This window comes from Corynebacterium sp. AOP36-E1-14 (genome assembly GCF_052377495.1).
Lineage (GTDB): Bacteria > Actinomycetota > Actinomycetes > Mycobacteriales > Mycobacteriaceae > Corynebacterium.
On the sequence record NZ_JBQSWV010000002.1, the window covers coordinates 60,071 to 77,773 of the forward strand.

General features: G+C 68.7%; 16 protein-coding genes. 5 read left to right on the forward strand and 11 right to left on the reverse strand.

Translation table 11 applies throughout. The features are described 5' to 3' along the window. Window positions 1-87 precede the first annotated feature (87 nt). The 7 genes from ACT3TD_RS01465 to ACT3TD_RS01495 form a co-directional block, all read right to left on the reverse strand. On the reverse strand, window positions 88-1,191 hold the full coding sequence (locus tag ACT3TD_RS01465) for a hypothetical protein (protein ID WP_301442627.1): 1,104 nt from the start codon (window positions 1,189-1,191) through the stop codon (window positions 88-90). A 56-nt stretch (window positions 1,192-1,247) separates the two neighbouring features. Next, window positions 1,248-2,186: an SMI1/KNR4 family protein gene (locus ACT3TD_RS01470; RefSeq protein WP_441578795.1), complete on the reverse strand. Its 939-nt coding sequence runs from the start codon at window positions 2,184-2,186 to the stop codon at window positions 1,248-1,250. Between the two features lie 213 nt (window positions 2,187-2,399). Then, window positions 2,400-2,837, reverse strand: a complete 438-nt coding sequence (locus ACT3TD_RS01475) for a GtrA family protein (protein WP_301442629.1) — start codon at window positions 2,835-2,837, stop codon at window positions 2,400-2,402. Further along, on the reverse strand, window positions 2,834-3,490 hold the full coding sequence (locus tag ACT3TD_RS01480; protein ID WP_441588291.1) for a GtrA family protein: 657 nt from the start codon (window positions 3,488-3,490) through the stop codon (window positions 2,834-2,836). The genes ACT3TD_RS01475 and ACT3TD_RS01480 overlap by 4 nt, the downstream gene beginning before the upstream one ends. A 102-nt stretch (window positions 3,491-3,592) precedes the next feature. Continuing rightward, a complete protein-coding gene (locus ACT3TD_RS01485; RefSeq protein WP_301442630.1) occupies window positions 3,593-4,744 on the reverse strand; it encodes a hypothetical protein in 1,152 nt (383 codons plus the stop codon). Between the two features lie 51 nt (window positions 4,745-4,795). Next, on the reverse strand, window positions 4,796-5,428 hold the full coding sequence (locus ACT3TD_RS01490) for an N-acetylglucosamine-6-phosphate deacetylase (protein ID WP_301442631.1): 633 nt from the start codon (window positions 5,426-5,428) through the stop codon (window positions 4,796-4,798). After that, complete coding sequence (locus ACT3TD_RS01495; protein WP_301442632.1) at window positions 5,425-5,889, reverse strand: hypothetical protein; 465 nt, start codon at window positions 5,887-5,889, stop codon at window positions 5,425-5,427. The genes ACT3TD_RS01490 and ACT3TD_RS01495 overlap by 4 nt, the downstream gene beginning before the upstream one ends. A gap of 169 nt (window positions 5,890-6,058) precedes the next feature. Here ACT3TD_RS01495 and ACT3TD_RS01500 point away from each other — a divergent pair, with 169 nt between their 5' ends. After that, a complete protein-coding gene (locus ACT3TD_RS01500; protein ID WP_301442633.1) occupies window positions 6,059-6,379 on the forward strand; it encodes a hypothetical protein in 321 nt (106 codons plus the stop codon). On the opposite strand, the gene ACT3TD_RS01505 is transcribed toward ACT3TD_RS01500, so the two are convergent. Beyond that, complete coding sequence (locus ACT3TD_RS01505) at window positions 6,376-9,480, reverse strand: hypothetical protein (RefSeq protein WP_441582254.1); 3,105 nt, start codon at window positions 9,478-9,480, stop codon at window positions 6,376-6,378. The two genes, ACT3TD_RS01500 and ACT3TD_RS01505, sit on opposite strands and share 4 nt — an antisense overlap. 115 nt (window positions 9,481-9,595) lie before the next feature. On the opposite strand from ACT3TD_RS01505, the gene ACT3TD_RS01510 reads away from it, so the two are divergent. Further along, entirely contained in the window at window positions 9,596-11,011 is a 1,416-nt protein-coding gene (locus ACT3TD_RS01510) for an FAD-binding oxidoreductase (RefSeq protein WP_301442635.1), read from the forward strand. Window positions 11,012-11,020: 9 nt separating this feature from the next. Next, the gene (locus ACT3TD_RS01515) at window positions 11,021-11,779 is read left to right on the forward strand and encodes a decaprenylphospho-beta-D-erythro-pentofuranosid-2-ulose 2-reductase (protein WP_441578797.1); all 759 of its coding nucleotides are present in this window, start codon (window positions 11,021-11,023) and stop codon (window positions 11,777-11,779) included. Window positions 11,780-11,910: 131 nt separating this feature from the next. On the opposite strand, the gene ACT3TD_RS01520 is transcribed toward ACT3TD_RS01515, so the two are convergent. Continuing rightward, window positions 11,911-12,984: an alkene reductase gene (locus tag ACT3TD_RS01520; protein ID WP_301443046.1), complete on the reverse strand. Its 1,074-nt coding sequence runs from the start codon at window positions 12,982-12,984 to the stop codon at window positions 11,911-11,913. 167 nt (window positions 12,985-13,151) lie between these two features. Here ACT3TD_RS01520 and ACT3TD_RS01525 point away from each other — a divergent pair, with 167 nt between their 5' ends. Further along, window positions 13,152-13,361, forward strand: coding sequence for a cation transporter (locus tag ACT3TD_RS01525; protein WP_301443039.1), 210 nt, complete (start codon window positions 13,152-13,154; stop codon window positions 13,359-13,361). Between the two features lie 2 nt (window positions 13,362-13,363). Further along, the gene (locus ACT3TD_RS01530; protein WP_301443040.1) at window positions 13,364-15,691 is read left to right on the forward strand and encodes a heavy metal translocating P-type ATPase; all 2,328 of its coding nucleotides are present in this window, start codon (window positions 13,364-13,366) and stop codon (window positions 15,689-15,691) included. 7 nt (window positions 15,692-15,698) lie between these two features. On the opposite strand, the gene ACT3TD_RS01535 is transcribed toward ACT3TD_RS01530, so the two are convergent. Further along, a complete protein-coding gene (locus ACT3TD_RS01535) occupies window positions 15,699-17,042 on the reverse strand; it encodes a lipase family protein (protein ID WP_444614754.1) in 1,344 nt (447 codons plus the stop codon). A gap of 5 nt (window positions 17,043-17,047) precedes the next feature. After that, on the reverse strand, window positions 17,048-17,689 hold the full coding sequence (locus tag ACT3TD_RS01540; RefSeq protein ID WP_301443042.1) for a TetR/AcrR family transcriptional regulator: 642 nt from the start codon (window positions 17,687-17,689) through the stop codon (window positions 17,048-17,050). Between the last annotated feature and the right edge of the window lie 14 nt (window positions 17,690-17,703).

The window sequence follows — 17,703 nt, forward strand, 5'->3', positions numbered from 1 at the left end:
CCACGCTGCATTCCCCTCTACAAACTGCCGTACCCGGGGTTCAGCTCCGGAGGCATGGGACCCTCTCCTGTGAATGCAGGAATGAAATCAGCCAGTGATCTCGTCGGCCAGCCCCATCATGCAGTCCGCAACCAACTCGCAGGTCTGAGACATCGTCGCCGACAACTGCCGGTCGGTCATCCCCGCACCAACAAACTGATGCAGCGCGTAAATCACCGAGGTCGACCCATCCGCATTGCGATGCACGACGACCACCGCACCCGCCCGGTTCGTCGACCACCTCCACGCCACCGGTAACAGCGGATCCGCGTTCTCCGGGTCGGCGAGCATCACCTCAGCACTGGACGACACACTGAGCACGTCACCGTTGACGGCAATATCCACCGCCGGCTGACCCCAGCGGATCCGCAGCACCCCGTCCTCATCGACCCGTGAAAGCTGCCCGGACCGCGACGCGAAGTCTTCGGTGATACGCTGCGGCGTCACCGGTGCAGTGTCACCAAAGACGAACCCGAAGGCGTTGCCAGGAATGATGAACTGGGCGGCCATCTTCTCTGTGGCAGCGATATCCTGGGGTTGCCCAGTCAGTGCTACCCCTCCGGGGCTAGCTTCGGTGTCGGGTAGCTGCCGGACAGCGTCAGGCCACTGCTCGTCGAGCCACTGGTTCAGGTTCATCGCACCGAAAACGACGGCACGCAGGTACTCGTCGAGCTGGGCGACGGTGTGCCCCTCCCACCAGTTCGTGATCATCTCACCGCGCACCCGAGTGTGGCCCTGGCTGTCCTCGTAGGAGAACACCCGCGGGGCCACGAAACTGTCATTCCACGTGTTGACCACCCGCTGGATATCAATCGGATCCAGATCATCGAGGGTGCCGTGCCAATCCATCACCGCATCATGGGCCAGCGGAGACTCTGACGAACCAGAGACATCGATGCGCAGGTCGATGCCACCCAGGTCCAGCTCATCCAGCCCGAGAGCCGCTGACTGCAACCACAGTCTGGTGGTTCCGTCACTCACGGCGGTCAGGCCCGCACCAGAAGCGACGAGCTGAACAGCCTTCGTTGCAGCAGCAGCATCAACAGCACCCGGGGTGACATCACCGACCGGCTCCGCGGTTGACTGTGCCGGGCGCGGGGCCGGTTCCTGGCTTGTGCTTGACTGTGACTTCTTCTTACCGAATCCGAACATCAATGACCTTCCGAGTAATTACCGTGCGCTTCGTTCAGGGGTAGTTGACGGTGGAACTACTTTCCTGACAACTCATCTACCTTCATCACTACCTCGGCCTCGTACCAGTCAGCGAACTTGTATCCGTGCTCCGTGGAGACGATCTTTCCCTCCTCAGCCCTCTTATCCCACCACTTGTACTCGAAAAGCGGGCTACAGATTCCGGGCCCAAAACGTTCGTCGTCGTCCTCCTCGCCGACCAGGCCGAACATACTGATGTAGCTCGGGCCCTCCACGGGATCTTCGACGTAGTCTTTTTTATCGCATATCTGCCGAAACTGTGACATGCCAAGAAAGAGAATATCCCGCATGACATAACCTTCATCCTCCCCTCGAAGGACAAAGTTATCTTGCTCCTTAACAACGCGTCGCGCTTGCTCACGGAGAACCTCGCTCGTAAGGCATGATACGTCCATAACCTGACGCAACTCTTCAGAGAACTCGCCGGACTTAGCCCTCAGTTTACTTCGTATTAGCCATTCTGGTTCCTCCTCTTCGCGGAGTCGGTTGAGAAATGAGGAGAAAGACCGTGCCACAAGCTTGGTCTTACCTACCTCCGAATCGACGAGGATAATGGAATGCGGTGGATATCGCAGCATGCCGTAGTTGATGGCCAAGCACTCGTCGAGACCGCCTTCCAGCTCACAGAACACAAGAAGCTTGTCACTAATTCCGTACTCATGGATAAGGCCACGCAGGTACGGTGAATCCAGTGCGATGTCCTCACCGTCTCCGTCCCGGAGGGAGCCATTCCCGTAGATCCGGTCAAGAAACCAGGCGTCCTCGTCAGGATCCCTGACGCTCCTCATCGGCAACTTTGCCGCTTCGCTGCTGACGATGCCCCCACCGGTCGATTTGATCAGCTCCCGGTACGATTTCGGTAGTCGTCTCCCGATATTCTTTTCAATCTCATCAATACGAGAGTCACCACAAGGAGAAGCGGGGACATCGAACATGTCGGAATAAGTTACTTTACCCATTATTTAGTGACTCCATTTCTATTTGGCCGGCCGAGAATAGTTTCACGTCTCGGACCACAACTACTCCCCAGATAGCATAGCCAACAGCATTCTTTACTTCACTATGAGCATCCTTCGGCACGGAAATCGCCACGACCTCCTCTTCGCAGTGCCCCCCCCCCCCCCCCAGTGGCGAAGCCGACCGTCCGCTCAGCTACGAAAGATCACCCAACGCTGGATGATGAAGTTCAGCACCGTGGCGGTGCCCTGCGCGATCACGAAGCTGATCGCACGCACCCAGAACCGGTCCAGGTCCATGTCCTCCAGCCACGGGATGCTCAGCGTGTACAGGCTGACCTGCACCGCATAGGTCGCCAGGTAGGCGATCATCGTGACCACGAACCGCTTCACCGACGGCTCCGCCTGGAAGGTCCACCGGCGGTTGATCAGGTACGCGGTGAGCGTGCCCAGCACGAAACCGACGGTCTTCGACGTACCGTCCCCCAGGCCCAGCAGGTAGAGCAGGTAGGTGCTGCCGAAGTCGACGACCGCGCCGACCACACCGGTCATGATGAACCGGAACAGCTGGGTCTTCAACGTCAGACGCTCGACCTCCCCGGGCACCGGGACTTCCTGCTTCTCCGTCACTTCTCGTCCTTTCCCGGCAGCGGCGTCACCTGCGTCGGTATGTAGTGCTCACGCGCGGCCCGGAAGGTCCACAGCTTGTTGACCAGGAAGTTCACCGGGATGGCGAAGCACACGCCCAGCAGGTTGCCCCAGTAGATCGGGTCACGCAGTCCCGTGGAACCGTCCCAGATCTCCCGGGACAACGCCACCGGCGACTCCGGGTTGATCAGCGCCGTCTGCACCAGCAGGGAGACCAGCAGTCCACCCAATCCGACGAGCATGAACGGCACCAGTTCGCGGAACCAGTTCGACTTGCCGGACGTGCGGAACGTCCACCGGCGGTTCAGGTTGAAGTTCCACAGGTTGGCGACGATGAACGCCAGGACCGAGAACACGTGGTACCAGCGGATGTGGAACTGGGTGCCGAAGAGGTTGGCGAAGGCGTGGTGGCCGTCGAAGTCCCACAGCCACTGGGTGGTCTTGTTCAGCACCACGACCACCGCCGAGTTCACCACCACGCCGGACGCCCCGACGATGCCGAACTTCAGGAACTGCCGGAGGAGGCGCCGGTAGCGGTCGGCGGTGGACAGCCGGCCAGTGCCGTTGCCCGACCCTCCCGGCTCACCCGGCTCGTCCGCGGCGGAGCCCGGCTGTTCGGCGATGGCGTCGGTCACGACGGGCGTCCTCTCTGTTCATGTGTTCGGAGACTTATCGGACATACGCTACTGGCACAGCGGTGATTTGCGAAACCTCACCGACACCCCCGCCGTGTCGGCTCAACCCTCGTGACGCTGCAGGAGGTAGCGGTACATCTCGAGACGTTCCAGCAGGCTGCGGCGTGGCACCAGCGGTGTCACCACCGCACGGGAGTCCTCCCCGGCCCCGGCACCACAGGACGCCAACGTCCATCCCGTCGCCGCGGACAGCGTCCTGATCTCCGCCGCATTCAGCGGGTCGGTGGACAGCCGGCCACCGCCCGGCGCGATGTCGGCGTCGGCGCGGGTGAACCCCAGGGCCGCCATGAGCATCTCGGAGATCTCCCCGGCGGTCGCCCGGTCGGACAACGTCGACAGCGCCACGATCCTGGCCCACGCCGCGGCCCGTCCCACGGGCGTCGACTCGGCGGGCACCCCGTCCAACGCGGCCCTGGCGAACTCCGGCACCTGCGCCGGACGCCCCAGGTCCAGGGCCTGCAGCAGGGGCGTGAACTCGTAGAGGTCCCCCGCCAGCAGCAGCTCACGGAGCTCCGGGGCCAGCCCGTCGAGGATCTCCTCAACGGTCTCCTCCCCGGTCAGCGCGACGTTGACCGCGGCGAGGTCCACGTCGCGTGGGAAACCCGGGCCCTCCGTCGACTCGGAGGTGGTGTCGAAGACCAGTGCGTCCGCGGCGACCGTGCGCCCCACCCCGCCCGGGTCACCGCGCGACTCGGGCACGAAGTCGCCGGCGAGGCAGACCGCGTCGGGCGTGTGCTCGTCGCGGGTCATCGCCCCGGCGGTGGTGAGGGTGAGCACCACGTCGTCGGCGAGCAGGGTCGCGGTGCCGTCACGCCCCAGCGCCTCACCCAGCGGCGTGCCGATCGGCCCGGCGGTCCGGCTGTAGACACGCAGCCGGTCACTGCGGCGCGCCTGCAGCGACCATGCCGGTCCGGCGTCCGGGTCGTCGAGCATCCCGGTGGCACCCGGCCAGTCGAAGGCGACGAGGACGGCGCGCACCGTCTCAGCGACGGACAGCCGGTCGTTCAGCCCCAACGCCCGGGTGTGGAAACCCGCCGACGGGCGGTGGTACTCCGCCAGGATGAGCAGGGTGGTCGGTTCGGCGGGCTCATCGTCCAGCAGCGGGAGGGTGGGCAGACGCAGGACCGCGGCAAGGCCGTCACCGGCCGCCGGGCCGCGTGTGCGGTCCGTCCGGGGAGCATGCCGTGCGTTCATGCCACCCAAGGGTAGCGACGTTGCCGACGCTCTGCCGCCGGAGTAATGGGGTCAGTTCAGCACGAGCGGCAGGGCCCGCAACTCCCCGCCGAGACGCTGCACGCGCAGCTTCTCCACACTGTTCCAGCTGCGGACGAGCCCGCGCACCGCCCGGGCGGTGGCCATGCAGCGCACGACCGCCGTGGCCGCGTCGCCCTCGAGGCCCTGCGGCAGGGCCGCCCCGGGGACTGCGTGCGACTCGGTGACCTCGAAGACGATGTCGTCGGCGTCGCCCCAGGACGGCTGACGCTTCCCCGGGTTCGCCTCGGCGAAGTCCGCACGGTTGCGCTCCACCCCGGCGCGCACCGCCTGCACGGTCGCCTCGACGTCCACGGTGCGCACACCGTCAGCACCGTCCAGCGCTGTCCCCTCGGCCAGGAACACCGGGTGGCGCAGCAACAGGGAGAGCACCGTGTCCCGGTCGTCGCGGCCCTCGATCCAGTCGGCGTCCGCGGCGAAACCCTGCACCCCGTCGGAGTCCACCAGCCACGCGCCGCTGAAGTCGCCGAGCAGCACCCGGGCGTCGACCTCCACCTGCCACACCGCGGTGACCTCGCCGACCGTCGCGGCGACCATCACCGGCGGATCCTGCGCACGCGTGCCGCCGGCCTGCCCCGACTGTGACGTCCCCGTCGCGGCCGTCATCCGCGCGCCCGCTCGTTCAGGACGTACAGGACGCCGAGCTGCGCGGCACCGTAGGTCGTCGACGGCAGGGCACGGAACAGTCCGCCCACCAGCGGGATCCGTCCGCCCACGGCGGTGACCACCGCCGCGCCCGCGGCGTCCAGTTTGCCGTTCACCCAGGCGCCAACGCCGACGGCCACGGTGCTGCCCGCCACCAACGTGACGGTGCCGGGCACCGGGCCGGCGTCCAACGACCCGCGCAGGTCAGCAACACCGGTGGCGAGCTGCTCGCGCTCGGCGTCCGACAGGGCCTCCCATTCCTCGGCCAGAATCAGACCGGCGCCGGTGGCCACGACCGCCGCCTGCCCGATCCGGCGGGGCCAGGTGCGCTTCACCACGTCGCGCACCAGGTAGTAGCCCAGTGTGGTGGCGGCGACGATCCGGAATTCCCTCGACGACAGTGGCCGTGCTGACCTGCCCATGGTGCTCCTTCGCTCTTACGCGCTCTACTTTTCGCGGGTACGTTCCTGGCACCGAGTGTAGAACAGCACCCGGACATGAACGGCACGCTCCAGCCACACTCCGGCCACACACTCGCCACACACTGGCCACGCTCAGGGCCTGCGGCGGGCGGCGCGGTACGCTGGGCCCATGTTCGGAAGAGACCGCGCGAAGACCCAGATGCGGCGCAACATCGCCAAAGCCACCGACGGCCAGCCCGCCGGGACCAAGGGGTCGCGCGCCCAGACCAGCGTGGTCGGCGGCACCGGTGCCGACGACAGCTACGAGGCCGCCAGCCACTCCGAGGCGCCGCTGAACGAGTTCATGGTGCGTCTGCTCGCCCAGGAGATGCCCGTGCTGGACTCCACCAGCCGGCGCATCATCAACCAGGAGCTGCGCGACTACGACGGGCCGACGATCACCTGCGTCGCCGAACTGCCCGAGACCGTGCGCGAGGTCATGGAACTCTAGGCTCCGGCACCTGCACCCGTGACGTCGGCGAGCAGCGCGGAGTAGCGCTCACGCACCCCGGTGTCCCCGCCGTAGTGTGCGGCGGCCTCGAGCCGGTGGGTGACCGCGGCGAGCAGCCAGTCCGCCCCCGCCCGGCGCGCCTGCTGGGCCACGGACTCGAAGACCAGCAGCGCCTCGTCGTCACGTCCGGCGACGTGCAGCAGCAGCGCCTCCTCGGTCAACGCCTCCAGACGCGCGGACTCCACCGCACTGTCCGAGTGTGCCTGCACCCGTGCCGACGCCCGGGCCTGCACGAACCGCCCTTCGGCGTCCTTGGCCTCCCCGGCCGCCCACGCGGTGAGCGCCAGCGCCTCGTCCACCCGGTCGGTGTGCACCAGACCCCGGTTGACCGCCAGCACCTGGTCGACGAGGTCACCGGCGGCGCGCAGGCCCAGTTCCTGCGGCGACATCCCCGGCCCGTCCTGGCCCTCCTGCGAGGCGTCGGACGCCCCGGCACCGCCGGCACTCGCCGCCGCGTGGAAGGCGCGGTAGGCGTCCTTCAGCCGCTCGACCTGGCCCGGCCAGTCGCGGGCGAAGTTCTCCCCGACCAGCGCGCTGGCCAGCCGGGTGGCCTCGACCTCGCGGCGGAAGGAGGCGTGGGGGAAACGCATCCAGTCCAGCCCCTCGATGTCGTCGACGCTCTCCAGCACGAAGGCGGCGCGCGGGTAGTCACGGTCGTCGAGCAGCGAGGACACGCAGTTGACCTGGTACTCCGCGGCGGCCTCCCACTGCTCCCGGAACTGGGCGCTGTCGGACGCCTCGGCGAAGGCCCCGGCCGCGGCCCGGTGGTTGCCGAGCTTGGCGAGGGTCTCCCCGCGGGCGGCGAGGAGGTGGATGCGCATCGTCGCGGCGTCCTCGGGCGCAGCACCGTGTTCACCGTGTTCGCCACCGGTGACGGCACGGAGGCACCGCTCGTACACGGCCAGCGCCTCGTGGAACGCACCGTGTCCGGACAACGCGACACCCAGGGACAGCAGTTCGTCGAGCAGCTCCGGCGCCTCCTCCCCGGCGAGCATCGCCGTTGGCCCGACTGGCGGGGCAGGCAGGCTCAACGCCACCCCGGCGACGTAGTGCGCCACCTGTGCCACGAGCGCCGGAACGCCCGGATCGTCCTGCCCGTCCTGACCCGCCTGCTCGGCGATGCCGGCGAGCAGTGCGGAACCGACCTCCGGCAGTGACCGGGGCACCAGGCGCGTGACCTGCCGGACGGCGCGCAGCGCCAGGCGCAGCGCCACCTGGTCGGGGTACACCCCACCCATCAGGACGTCCTGCTCGATCACCCGGCGCACCAGCGGGCCGGAGCCCTGCCACAGCCCGGCGACGGTGCCCACCCGGGCGGCGAGGATGGTGACCGGGTCTGCACCGGAGTCCTCCACCTCGTCCTGGGTGCGCTGGCGCGCACGCAGCAGCTCGTCCAGCTCCCTCAGCGCCGCAGGGGTGTCGGACGCGTCGGACGCCTCGGCGTCGTACTCTTCGTCGTCTCCGTCGTCTCCGTCGTCTACATCGTCGTCTTCGTCGTCCCCGTACTCCTCGAGCACGCGGGCGTCGTAACGGCGCAGCAGCTCCTCCACCAGGTCCCGGTGCACACCCAGGTCGAAGCGCGGGTCCAGCCCGTCGGCGAGTTCGGCCAACCGGTCGACCGCGGCCTGCACCGCCTCCTCCAGACCCAGCATCGAGTAGAGCATCAACGCCGCGACCGTGTCGCCGGCGCCCAGGGACTCGAGGTCCACCGGGCCGGCGACGGGGATCTCCGGGGAGAACACCCCGCTGACCTCGCCGCGCCAGTCGGCGACCTCCCGCGGCAGGTGCAGCCAGGCGTCCTCCACCCACGACGGCAACGCCGCCTCCTGCGAGGGGACCACCGCCGGTGTCACCGACAGGGCGGCGGACGCCGGCAGCGGCTGGGGCTGAGCGGCGGCACCCTCCGGTACCCGGTGCAGGCCCAGACCCACCGTCGTTTCCACGTCGTTGCCGTTGCGGGCGTCCAGGGCGGACGCAGCGCGGCGTGCCCGTTCCCCCGTCCAGCGCGCCAGGCCCGCGACCGTGCCGCCGCCGGCCCGCTCCCCGGCAACGGCCAGCCAGTCCACCACCGCCGGCAGCCCGGCGAACTGCGGACGCACCGACCCGTGGCCGGCGGCCGCCGCCGCGGCGTACACCGTGTGCAGGCCCTCGAGCAGGTGAACGTCGGCCTCCGGGTCCCGACGGTGCAGCGCCAGCGTCGGCAGCATGCGGTCCAGCAGTCCCAGGGCGTGGGCCTCGTGACCGAAGACCGCGAGGTACTCGGCGACCTGCAGCAGCGCGTCCGACAGCTCCGGGGAACCCACCGACCGGTCGGCGACGAACGCCGCGCGGGCGGCGGTGACCTCCGGGGCGACCACCCCGGACAGGGGGATCAGCGACTCCGCCAGCATCACCGTGGGCTGCACGTGCGCCTCGGGGGCGTTCTCCATCGCCTCGACGATCGCCGCGGCGACGTCCAGCTCACCGCGCTGCAACGCCACCATGCCGCGCACGTCGAGGTCGCGCTGGTGCCGGTGCGCCTGGGCCCACGTCGGCTCCGCGGGCAGCACGGGCTCCGGCAGGTCGTCGAGCAACGCCTGCGCCTCGTCCAACCGGCCGAGGGAAAGCAGGACACGCACCGACGCCTCGGCGACGTCCTCCGGCGAACTTCCCAGCTCACGCAGGGCGTCCACCGCCAGTCCGGCGAGGTGATCGAGGTGCTCCCGGTCGACGTCGGGACGCTGCGCGGCGCTGAGCACGACCTCCTGCCAGAGCAGTTCGAAGAGGTTCGGCAGGCCGTCCGTGTCGCCTGTGCCGTCTGTGCCGCCACCCGTCGCGTCCGGGTGGGAGGGGAAACGCGCGGGGTCGTTGCGGTACATCGTCCACAGCGCCGGGAGCAGGTCCACGGTGTCGCGCCGGTCCAGCGCCTCCCCCTCCAGACAACGCAGCAGGTCAATCCGGTAGCGCAGCTCCTCATCTTCACGGGAACTTCCCAGGGAATCCGACAGTTCCCCACACCTGCGCAGGTAGGGCTCTTCCCCCAGTTCACCGCGGGAATGCATACCCCGCGCAGACTCCCACTCCTGTGCGACCCACGCCACACCCTGTGTACCTTCGAGCCGACCCATGCCCCAACTATGACATGGATCGGCCTCCCCCGGCGGTAGGGTGGTCATCATGGAACTGAAGACGCACACCCGGACGCTCACCGGGTGGGGACGAACCGCGCCCACCTCGGCCGAGGTCCTCGCCACCCCTGATGTCGACATCATCTCCGCAGCCGTCGCGCAGGTCGCCGACGACAACGCCGACAAGCCCGACCACCTCAAGCGCGGCGTCATCGCCCGCGGCATGGGCCGGTCCTACGGCGACCCCGCCATGAACGGCGGTGGGCTGGTCATCGACATGCAGCAGCTCAACCGCATCCACTCCATCGACCCGGACACCGCCCTGGTCGACGTGGACGCCGGCGTGACCCTCGACCAGCTGATGAAGGCGGCCCTGCCGTCCGGCCTGTGGGTCCCGGTCCTGCCCGGCACCCGCCAGGTCACCATCGGCGGCGCCATCGGCCCGGACATCCACGGCAAGAACCACCACTCCGCCGGCTCCTTCGGCGACCACGTGGTGTCCATGGAACTGCTCGTCGCCGACGGTCGCGTGCTGCACATCGAGCCCGAGGGCTCCGCGGACGACCCGGACGGCACCCTGTTCTGGGCCACCGTGGGTGGCATGGGCCTGACCGGCATCATCCTGCGCGCCACCATCCGGATGACCAAGACCGAGACCGCCTACTTCCTGGCGGACACCGACCGGACGGACACCCTCGACGAGACCATCGCCGCGCACTCCGACGGCTCCGAGGTCAACTACACCTACTCCTCGGCGTGGTTCGACTGCATCTCCCCGGCCCCGAAGCTGGGCCGCGCCACGATCTCCCGTGGCTCCCTGGCCACCCTGGACCAGCTCAAGGAGTACGCCCCGAAGCTGGCGGCGGACCCGCTGAAGTTCAACGCCCCGCAGCTGATGACCGTGCCGGACGTCTTCCCGTCCTTCACCCTGAACAAGCTGACCCTGTCGGCCGTGGGCCTGGCGTACTACACCATGGGCGCACCGGCGAAGAACCAGATCAAGAACCTCACGCAGTTCTACCAGCCGCTGGACCTCATCGGCGAGTGGAACCGTGGCTACGGCCCGAAGGGCTTCCTGCAGTACCAGTTCGTGGTGCCGACCGAGGCCGTGGAGCCGTTCAAGGACATCATCCGCGACATCCAGAAGTCCGGCCACTACTCGGCGCTCAACGTGTTCAAGCTCTTCGGCGAGGGCAACCGTGCACCGCTGAGCTACCCGATGCCGGGCTGGAACGTGTGCGTGGACTTCCCGATCCGTCCGGGCCTGGGCGACTTCCTGGACAAGCTCGACCAGCGGGTCATGGAGTTCGGTGGCCGGCTGTACCTGGCCAAGGAGTCCCGCACGTCCGCGGAGAACTTCCACAAGATGTACCCCGGCCTGTCCGGCTGGCTGAAGACCCGTCGGGAGATCGACCCGACCGGTGTCTTCGCCTCCGACATGTCCCGCCGCCTCGAGCTGAACTAGGAGATTTCAATGATCAACGCTGTGGGTAAACCCCAGTCCATCCTGCTGCTCGGCGGCGCGTCCGACATGGGCCTGGCCGTGGTCGAGGAGTTCCTCACCCGCGGTCCGGCACGCGTGGTGCTGGCCGCACGCCCGGGCGAGGAGCTGTCCTCGGCCGTGGGACGCATGGAGTCCGCCGGTGCCTCCTCCGTGGAGACCGTCGACTTCGACGCCACCGACTTCGACTCCCACCCGGGGGTCTTCGACGAGATCTGGGCCGGTGGGGACATCGACCTGGCCGTGGTGGCCTTCGGTGTGCTCGGCGACAACGAGGTGCAGTGGAACGACCAGAAGCAGGCCGTGCTGGCCGCGCAGGTCAACTACACCGGCGCGGTGTCGGTGGGCGTGCTGCTGTCCAACCACATGAAGGCGCAGGGCCACGGTCAGATCGTGGTGTTCTCCTCCGTCGCCGGTGAGATGGTGCGCCGTTCGAACTTCGTCTACGGCTCCACCAAGGCCGGAGTGGACGGTTTCTACCGCATGCTCGGCGAGGCGCTGCGTGGCACCGGGGTGAAGGTGCTGACCGTGCGCCCGGGCCAGGTGCGCACGAACATGACCGCCGCCTTGGACGACGCCCCGCTGACGGTCGACAAGACCGACGCCGCCAAGGCCGTCGCCGCGGGTGTGGACGGTGGCAAGCCGGTGATCTGGATCCACCCGCTGTTCCGTCCGATCATGATGATCCTGAAGAACCTGCCGCAGGCAGTGGTGCGCCGACTGCCGCTGTAGAGCGCGCAGCACGGCATGGCGTCGGGCGGCTCAACTTGATGTCGATGGCGCCCGACATCAATGTGCCGGCCCTACCCGGTCGTCAGAATGATCCACGGGGTCACCGAGATCATTCCGGGCCCGCCTGAGCGCTACCCCACGAACGGGTAGTCGGTGTACCCGTGGGCACCGCCCACGTAGAACGTCGAGGAGTCCGGCTCGTTGAGCTCCAGTCCGTCCTTCCAGCGCCGGACGAGGTCCGGGTTGGCGATGAGCTGACGGCCCACAACCGCCGCATCCGCCAGGTCGTCCTCGACGATGTGGCGTGCCTCGTCGAACTGGGTCACCTGTCCGAACCCGCTGTTGAGCAGGAACGCCCCGCCGAAACGCGCGCGCAGCTCAGCGACCAGGTCACCGTCGATGTCGGCGTGCAGCACCGACAGGTAGGCGATCCCCACGTCGCGGATGCCCTCGAGCAGGGCACCGTAGGTGGCCAGGACGTCCTCCCGGTCGTCCTCCGGCACGCCCTGCACACCGTGCTCCGGGGAGATGCGCAGCGCCGTACGGTCCGCGCCGATCTCCTCGGCGACCGCACGCACGACCTCCACGGTCAGTCGCGCCCGGTTCTCCGGCGACCCGCCGTAAGCGTCCTCCCGGTGGTTCGAGGACGCGGCGGTGAACTCGTGCAGCAGGTAGCCGTTCGCGCCGTGGATCTCCACGGCGTCGACGCCGGCGTCCACCGCGCGACGTGCACCGTCCACGAACTCCTGGATGATGCGCGGGATCTCGTCGGTGGCCAGGGCGCGCGGCACCACACCGTCGAGCTTGCCGGAGAAACCGCGGACCGGACCACCGGTGCCAAGTGCGCTCGGTGCCTCCGGCTCGCCGCCGCGCAGCAGGTCAGGGTGGGACGTGCGCCCGCCGTGCATGATCTGCATGACCAGGGTGCCGCCATCGGCGTGGACGGCGTCGGCCACCCGGGCCCACCCGTCGCGGTGCTCGTCGGTGGCGATGCCGGCCTGACCGGGGAAGGAGCGGTTACTGAAGGCGGGGAAGGTGCCCTCGGTGAGCACCAGTCCCGCGCTGGCACGCTGGCGGTAGTACTCCACGTGCAGGTCGGTGGGGTTGCCGTCCTCCCCGGCACGCTGGCGGGTCAGCGCGGCCATGGTCACCCGGTTGTTCAGGTGCAGTGCGCCGGCGTCCAGCGGGTCGAAGAGGGAGTTCACGGTGGTTTCAGTTGCGGTCGTTGCAGTCGTTGATGTCGAAGTCACGTCCGGTCAACCTGGTGTGCGGCGGCGGTATTCCCGGATGATCCCGGACACACCCCTTGCCGGATACCCCATAGGGGTATACAGTCGAAGATGTCAGAAACATTGAAGGCAAGGAGAACACCATGGCCACCGTCACCAAGAACTACACCGTCGAAGGCATGACCTGCGGTCACTGCAAGGCCTCCGTGGAGGAGGAGGTCGGCGACATCGCCGGCGTCACCTCCGTCGAGGTCGACCTGCCCACCGGCGCGGTCAGCGTCACCGGCGAGGACGTGACGGACGACGCGGTCGCCGCCGCCGTCGCCGAGGCCGGCTACACCGTGAAGGCATAGCCATGACCACCCCAGTCGAGAACCACCCAGTCCAGACCACGCCAGTCGACGTGATCCACCTCGACCTCGGCGTGACCGGCATGACCTGCACATCCTGCTCGGGTCGGGTGGAACGCAAGCTCAACAAACTCGACGGGGTGGACGCCACGGTCAACTTCGCCACCGAATCCGCCTCCGTCGACTACGACCCGTCCAAGGCCGACACCACCACACTCATCGACACGGTGCGCGGCGCCGGCTACGACGCCTTCGCCATGAACGACGAGGGCAGTGCGGACGCCGGTGCCGACGACAGTGACGGCCCCGGCGGTGGCGGGTCCGCCGACCGCACCGAGGCCGCCCGCGACGACGAGGCCGCGGACCTGAAGAAGCGCACGATCGTCTCGGCGCTGATCACCGTGCCCGTCGTCCTGCTCAGCATGGTGCCGGCACTGCAGTTCGACAACTGGCAGTGGGCGGTGCTCACCATGGTCACGCCCGTCTACTTCTGGGGCGGCGCCCCCTTCCACCGCGCCACCCTGGTAAACCTGCGCCACGGCGCATTCACCATGGACACCCTGGTCAGCCTGGGCACCACGGCCGCCTACCTGTGGTCGCTGTGGGCGCTGTTCCTCGGCAACGCCGGCATGCCCGGCATGACCATGCAGATGCACCTGCTGCCCTCGGACTCCACGATGGACGAGATCTACCTCGAGTCCGTCGCCGTGGTCATCACGTTCCTGCTGCTCGGACGCTGGTTCGAGACCCGGGCGAAGGGGCGTTCCTCCGAGGCGCTGCGCTCCCTGCTGAACATGGGGGCGAAGGACGCCACGGTGCTGCGCGACGGCGCCGAGGTCCGCGTCAACGTCAAGGAGCTCGCGGTCGGTGACCTGGTCGTGGTGCGCCCCGGCGAGAAGATCGCGGCGGACGGTGTCGTCACCGACGGCACATCGGCGGTGGACGAGTCGATGCTCACCGGCGAGTCCGTGCCGGTGGAGGCCACCGTCGGCTCCACCGTCACCGGCGCCACGATCAACACCTCCGGTCGCCTGCTCGTCAAGGTCACCCGCCTCGGTGAGGACAGCACGCTGTCGCAGATGGCGAAGCTGGTCACCGACGCACAGTCCAAGAAGGCCCCGGTGCAGCGCCTGGTCGACCGGATCTCGCAGGTCTTCGTGCCGGCGGTGATTCTCATCGCCGTGGCAACGCTGATCGTGCACATCGCACTCGGCCACGGTGTGGCCACGGCGTTCACCGCCGCGGTGGCGGTGCTGATCATCGCCTGCCCCTGCGCCCTCGGACTGGCCACACCCACCGCCCTGCTGGTGGGCACCGGACGCGGCGCTCAGCTCGGGCTGCTGATCAAGGGCCCGGAGGTGCTGGAGTCGACCCGGCGCGTGGACACGGTGGTGATGGACAAGACGGGCACGGTCACCTCCGGTGTCATGTCGGTCTCCGACGTCACCACCACCGGTGCCAACGGCACGACGGACGTGCTCGCCGCGGCGGCTGCGGTGGAGTCCGGTTCGGAGCACCCGATCGCCCGCGCGATCGTCCGTGCGGCCGAGCAGGCCGTGCAGGACGGTGAGATCGCGGAGGTCCCGTCCGTCACGGACTTCGCCACCACCGCCGGCCACGGCGTGACCGGCACGGTGGACGGTTCGACGGTCACCGTCGCCCGTCCGTCCGACGCCCTGCCCGACGAACTGCGTCTCGCCGTGGAGCGGGCGCAGCAGGACGGCGGCACGCCCGTCGTCGTCAAGATCGACGGCACCGTCGTCGGCGTCGTCACCGTGCGCGACACGGTGAAGCCGACCTCCGCCGAGGCTGTCGCCGGACTCAAGGAGCTCGGTCTCACCCCGGTGCTGCTCACCGGCGACAACGAGGGGGCGGCGAAGGCCGTCGCCGCGGAGGTCGGCATCGACCCGGACAACGTCATCTCCGGGGTCATGCCCGACGAGAAGGTCCGGCACATCGAGAGGCTGCAGGCCGAGGGACGCAACGTCGCCATGGTCGGTGACGGGGTCAACGACGCCGCCGCCCTGGCGGTCGCCGAACTGGGCCTGGCGATGGGCGCGGGCACGGACGTGGCGATCGAGGCGTCCGACATCACCCTGATGAACAACGACCTGCGCTCCGCGGTCGACGCGATCCGCCTGTCGCGGCGCACCCTGCGCACGATCCGCGGGAACCTGTTCTGGGCGTTCGCCTACAACGTGGCGTTGATCCCCGTCGCCGCCTTCGGGTTGCTCAACCCGATGCTCGCCGGGGTGGCGATGGCGTTCTCCTCGGTCTTCGTGGTCTCCAACTCGCTGCGGCTGCGCGGCTTCCACTCCAGCCTCGCCAGCTGAGCGGGCCTCACACCAGCGGGTTTCCCTCGGGAACCTCCCCGCAGGTGCCGGTCGGCTCCACGCCGTCGAAACGGGCGTTGACCCACGGCACCATCTGCGCGGCCCAGGCGACACCGCCGGGGCCGTGCCCGCCGAGGGGCAGCTCACGGTAGTCGACCACCGTGCCGTCGTCGCAGTACTGCCGGGCGAGTGAGCGGGTATCGCCGAGGAGCATCACCCCGTCGCCGTCACCGAGCTCGGGGTGCGGCGGGGTGTCCTCCGCCTCCCCGCCGCCGGCCTGCACCAGCAGCTGGGGGAACGCCGGGGTGTCGCGCAGACCCATGTTGGTGTCGTCGAGCAGGTGGCGGACCTCGGGGATGGCGTCGGGGTCGGGGTACTCGGGCAGGATCATCTCGTCCCAGCGCAGGTGCTCGTAGGAGTCGGACGCCTCGCCGATGGCCACCCGGTCCAGGTCCTCGAAGACCTCGCGCCCGAGGTCCGTGAGGTAGGGCTCCATGTCCACGTCGTAGGCGCGTGCCAGTCCCACCATCGCCATGCCGACCACGCCGGACCAGCCGCTGCCCTCCCCGGCGTAGCGCAGGTTGTGCTCGGGACGCACCATCGTGCCGCCCTGGGCCACGCCCACGATGTTCTCCGCGACGTCCGGGGCGTAGTCCTGCGCCATGATCGCCGCCCAGCCTGCACCGATGGACCCCCCGGAGTAGCCGGTGAGCGCCAGCGGGGCGTCGGCGGCGACCTCGGCGTCCGGCGTGCGGTACGCCGCGCGCATCCCGTCGAGGATGATCTGCCCGTACTCCGGGCCGGCTGCGAAGATGCCGCGTTCCCCCTGGATGTCGGGCATGACCACGGTGTGCCCGGCGGCGAGCAGCGGTGCGATGAAGGCGATCTCGGCAAGGACGATCACCCCGCCCTCGCCCACCGTGCCCGACAGCACACGCGACGGCCCGTCGGACGGACGCATCGAATCGTAGAAGCTGGCGTACATGACCGTGTCGCCGGACGGTTCGACGGACGCCGGCGGGTGGATCACGCTGGTCACCGCGGCGGCGGGGTCGCCGAGGGTGTCGGTGGTGCGGTACTGCACCTGCGTGACCTGCAAGGGGGCGTCGAACTCCTCCGTGGTGGCCGGGACGGTGCGCTGCTTCAGCGGGGCACCGGGCGCGTACGCCGCGCCAGCTGTGGCGGCATCCGGCAGGTTGAAGAAGGACGCGTCGTCCTGCACCGTGGGGATCTCCGCCGGTGCAGTGACCGGGGCCCTGACCGGCGCGTCCTGCTGGGCGGTGCCGGCGCACGCCGGCGCGGCGGTCATCCCCAGGGCGAGGACGAGCAGCGCCCCGAGCGTCCTACGCATCCCCGTCAGCCCCGCACCACGACGCCGACGAGAACCTGCGCCACGATCTTGTCCGCGAGCCCGCGAACCTCCGCCGGATCCTGCCCCTCCCGCAGATGGAACCACATCGCCGTGCTGTTCAGGCTGCTCAGCAGCACACGGGTGACCAGCCGCGAGTCCTCCGCGCGCAATGAACCATCTGCCACACCCTCCTCGACGACCCGGCGAAACATCAACTCATACTCCTCGCGTAGTCCGTTCAACGTGCCGAGCAGATCACGCTGGCGTTCCTTCAACGCGGCGAATCGCTGACCGGGGACTCCCTGGTGAATGGCGTTGTGGTAGCCAAGGTGCTCCATGAGGTTCACCAAGTGGGCCACACACATCGCCGTCAAACGCTCCCCGCCGGTCCCGGGTGTGGCGGCGTAAGGCTCCACGGTGCGACGGACGTCGCGCATCCCGTTCTCGTAGACGGCGAGGTAGATGTCGAACTTGGAGCGGAAGTAGTAGTACACCCGGCCCTTGGTCGCACCGATCTCGTCGGCGATGTCGTCGATCGTCGCCCGGTCGAAACCTTTGCTCTCGAAGACGTCCGCAGCGGCGTCGAGGATCTCGCGCCGCGAAGAGTCGTGGGCGACGGAGTCGACGCCGAAGGTGTCCGAAGTCATAATGGTTTCCACCC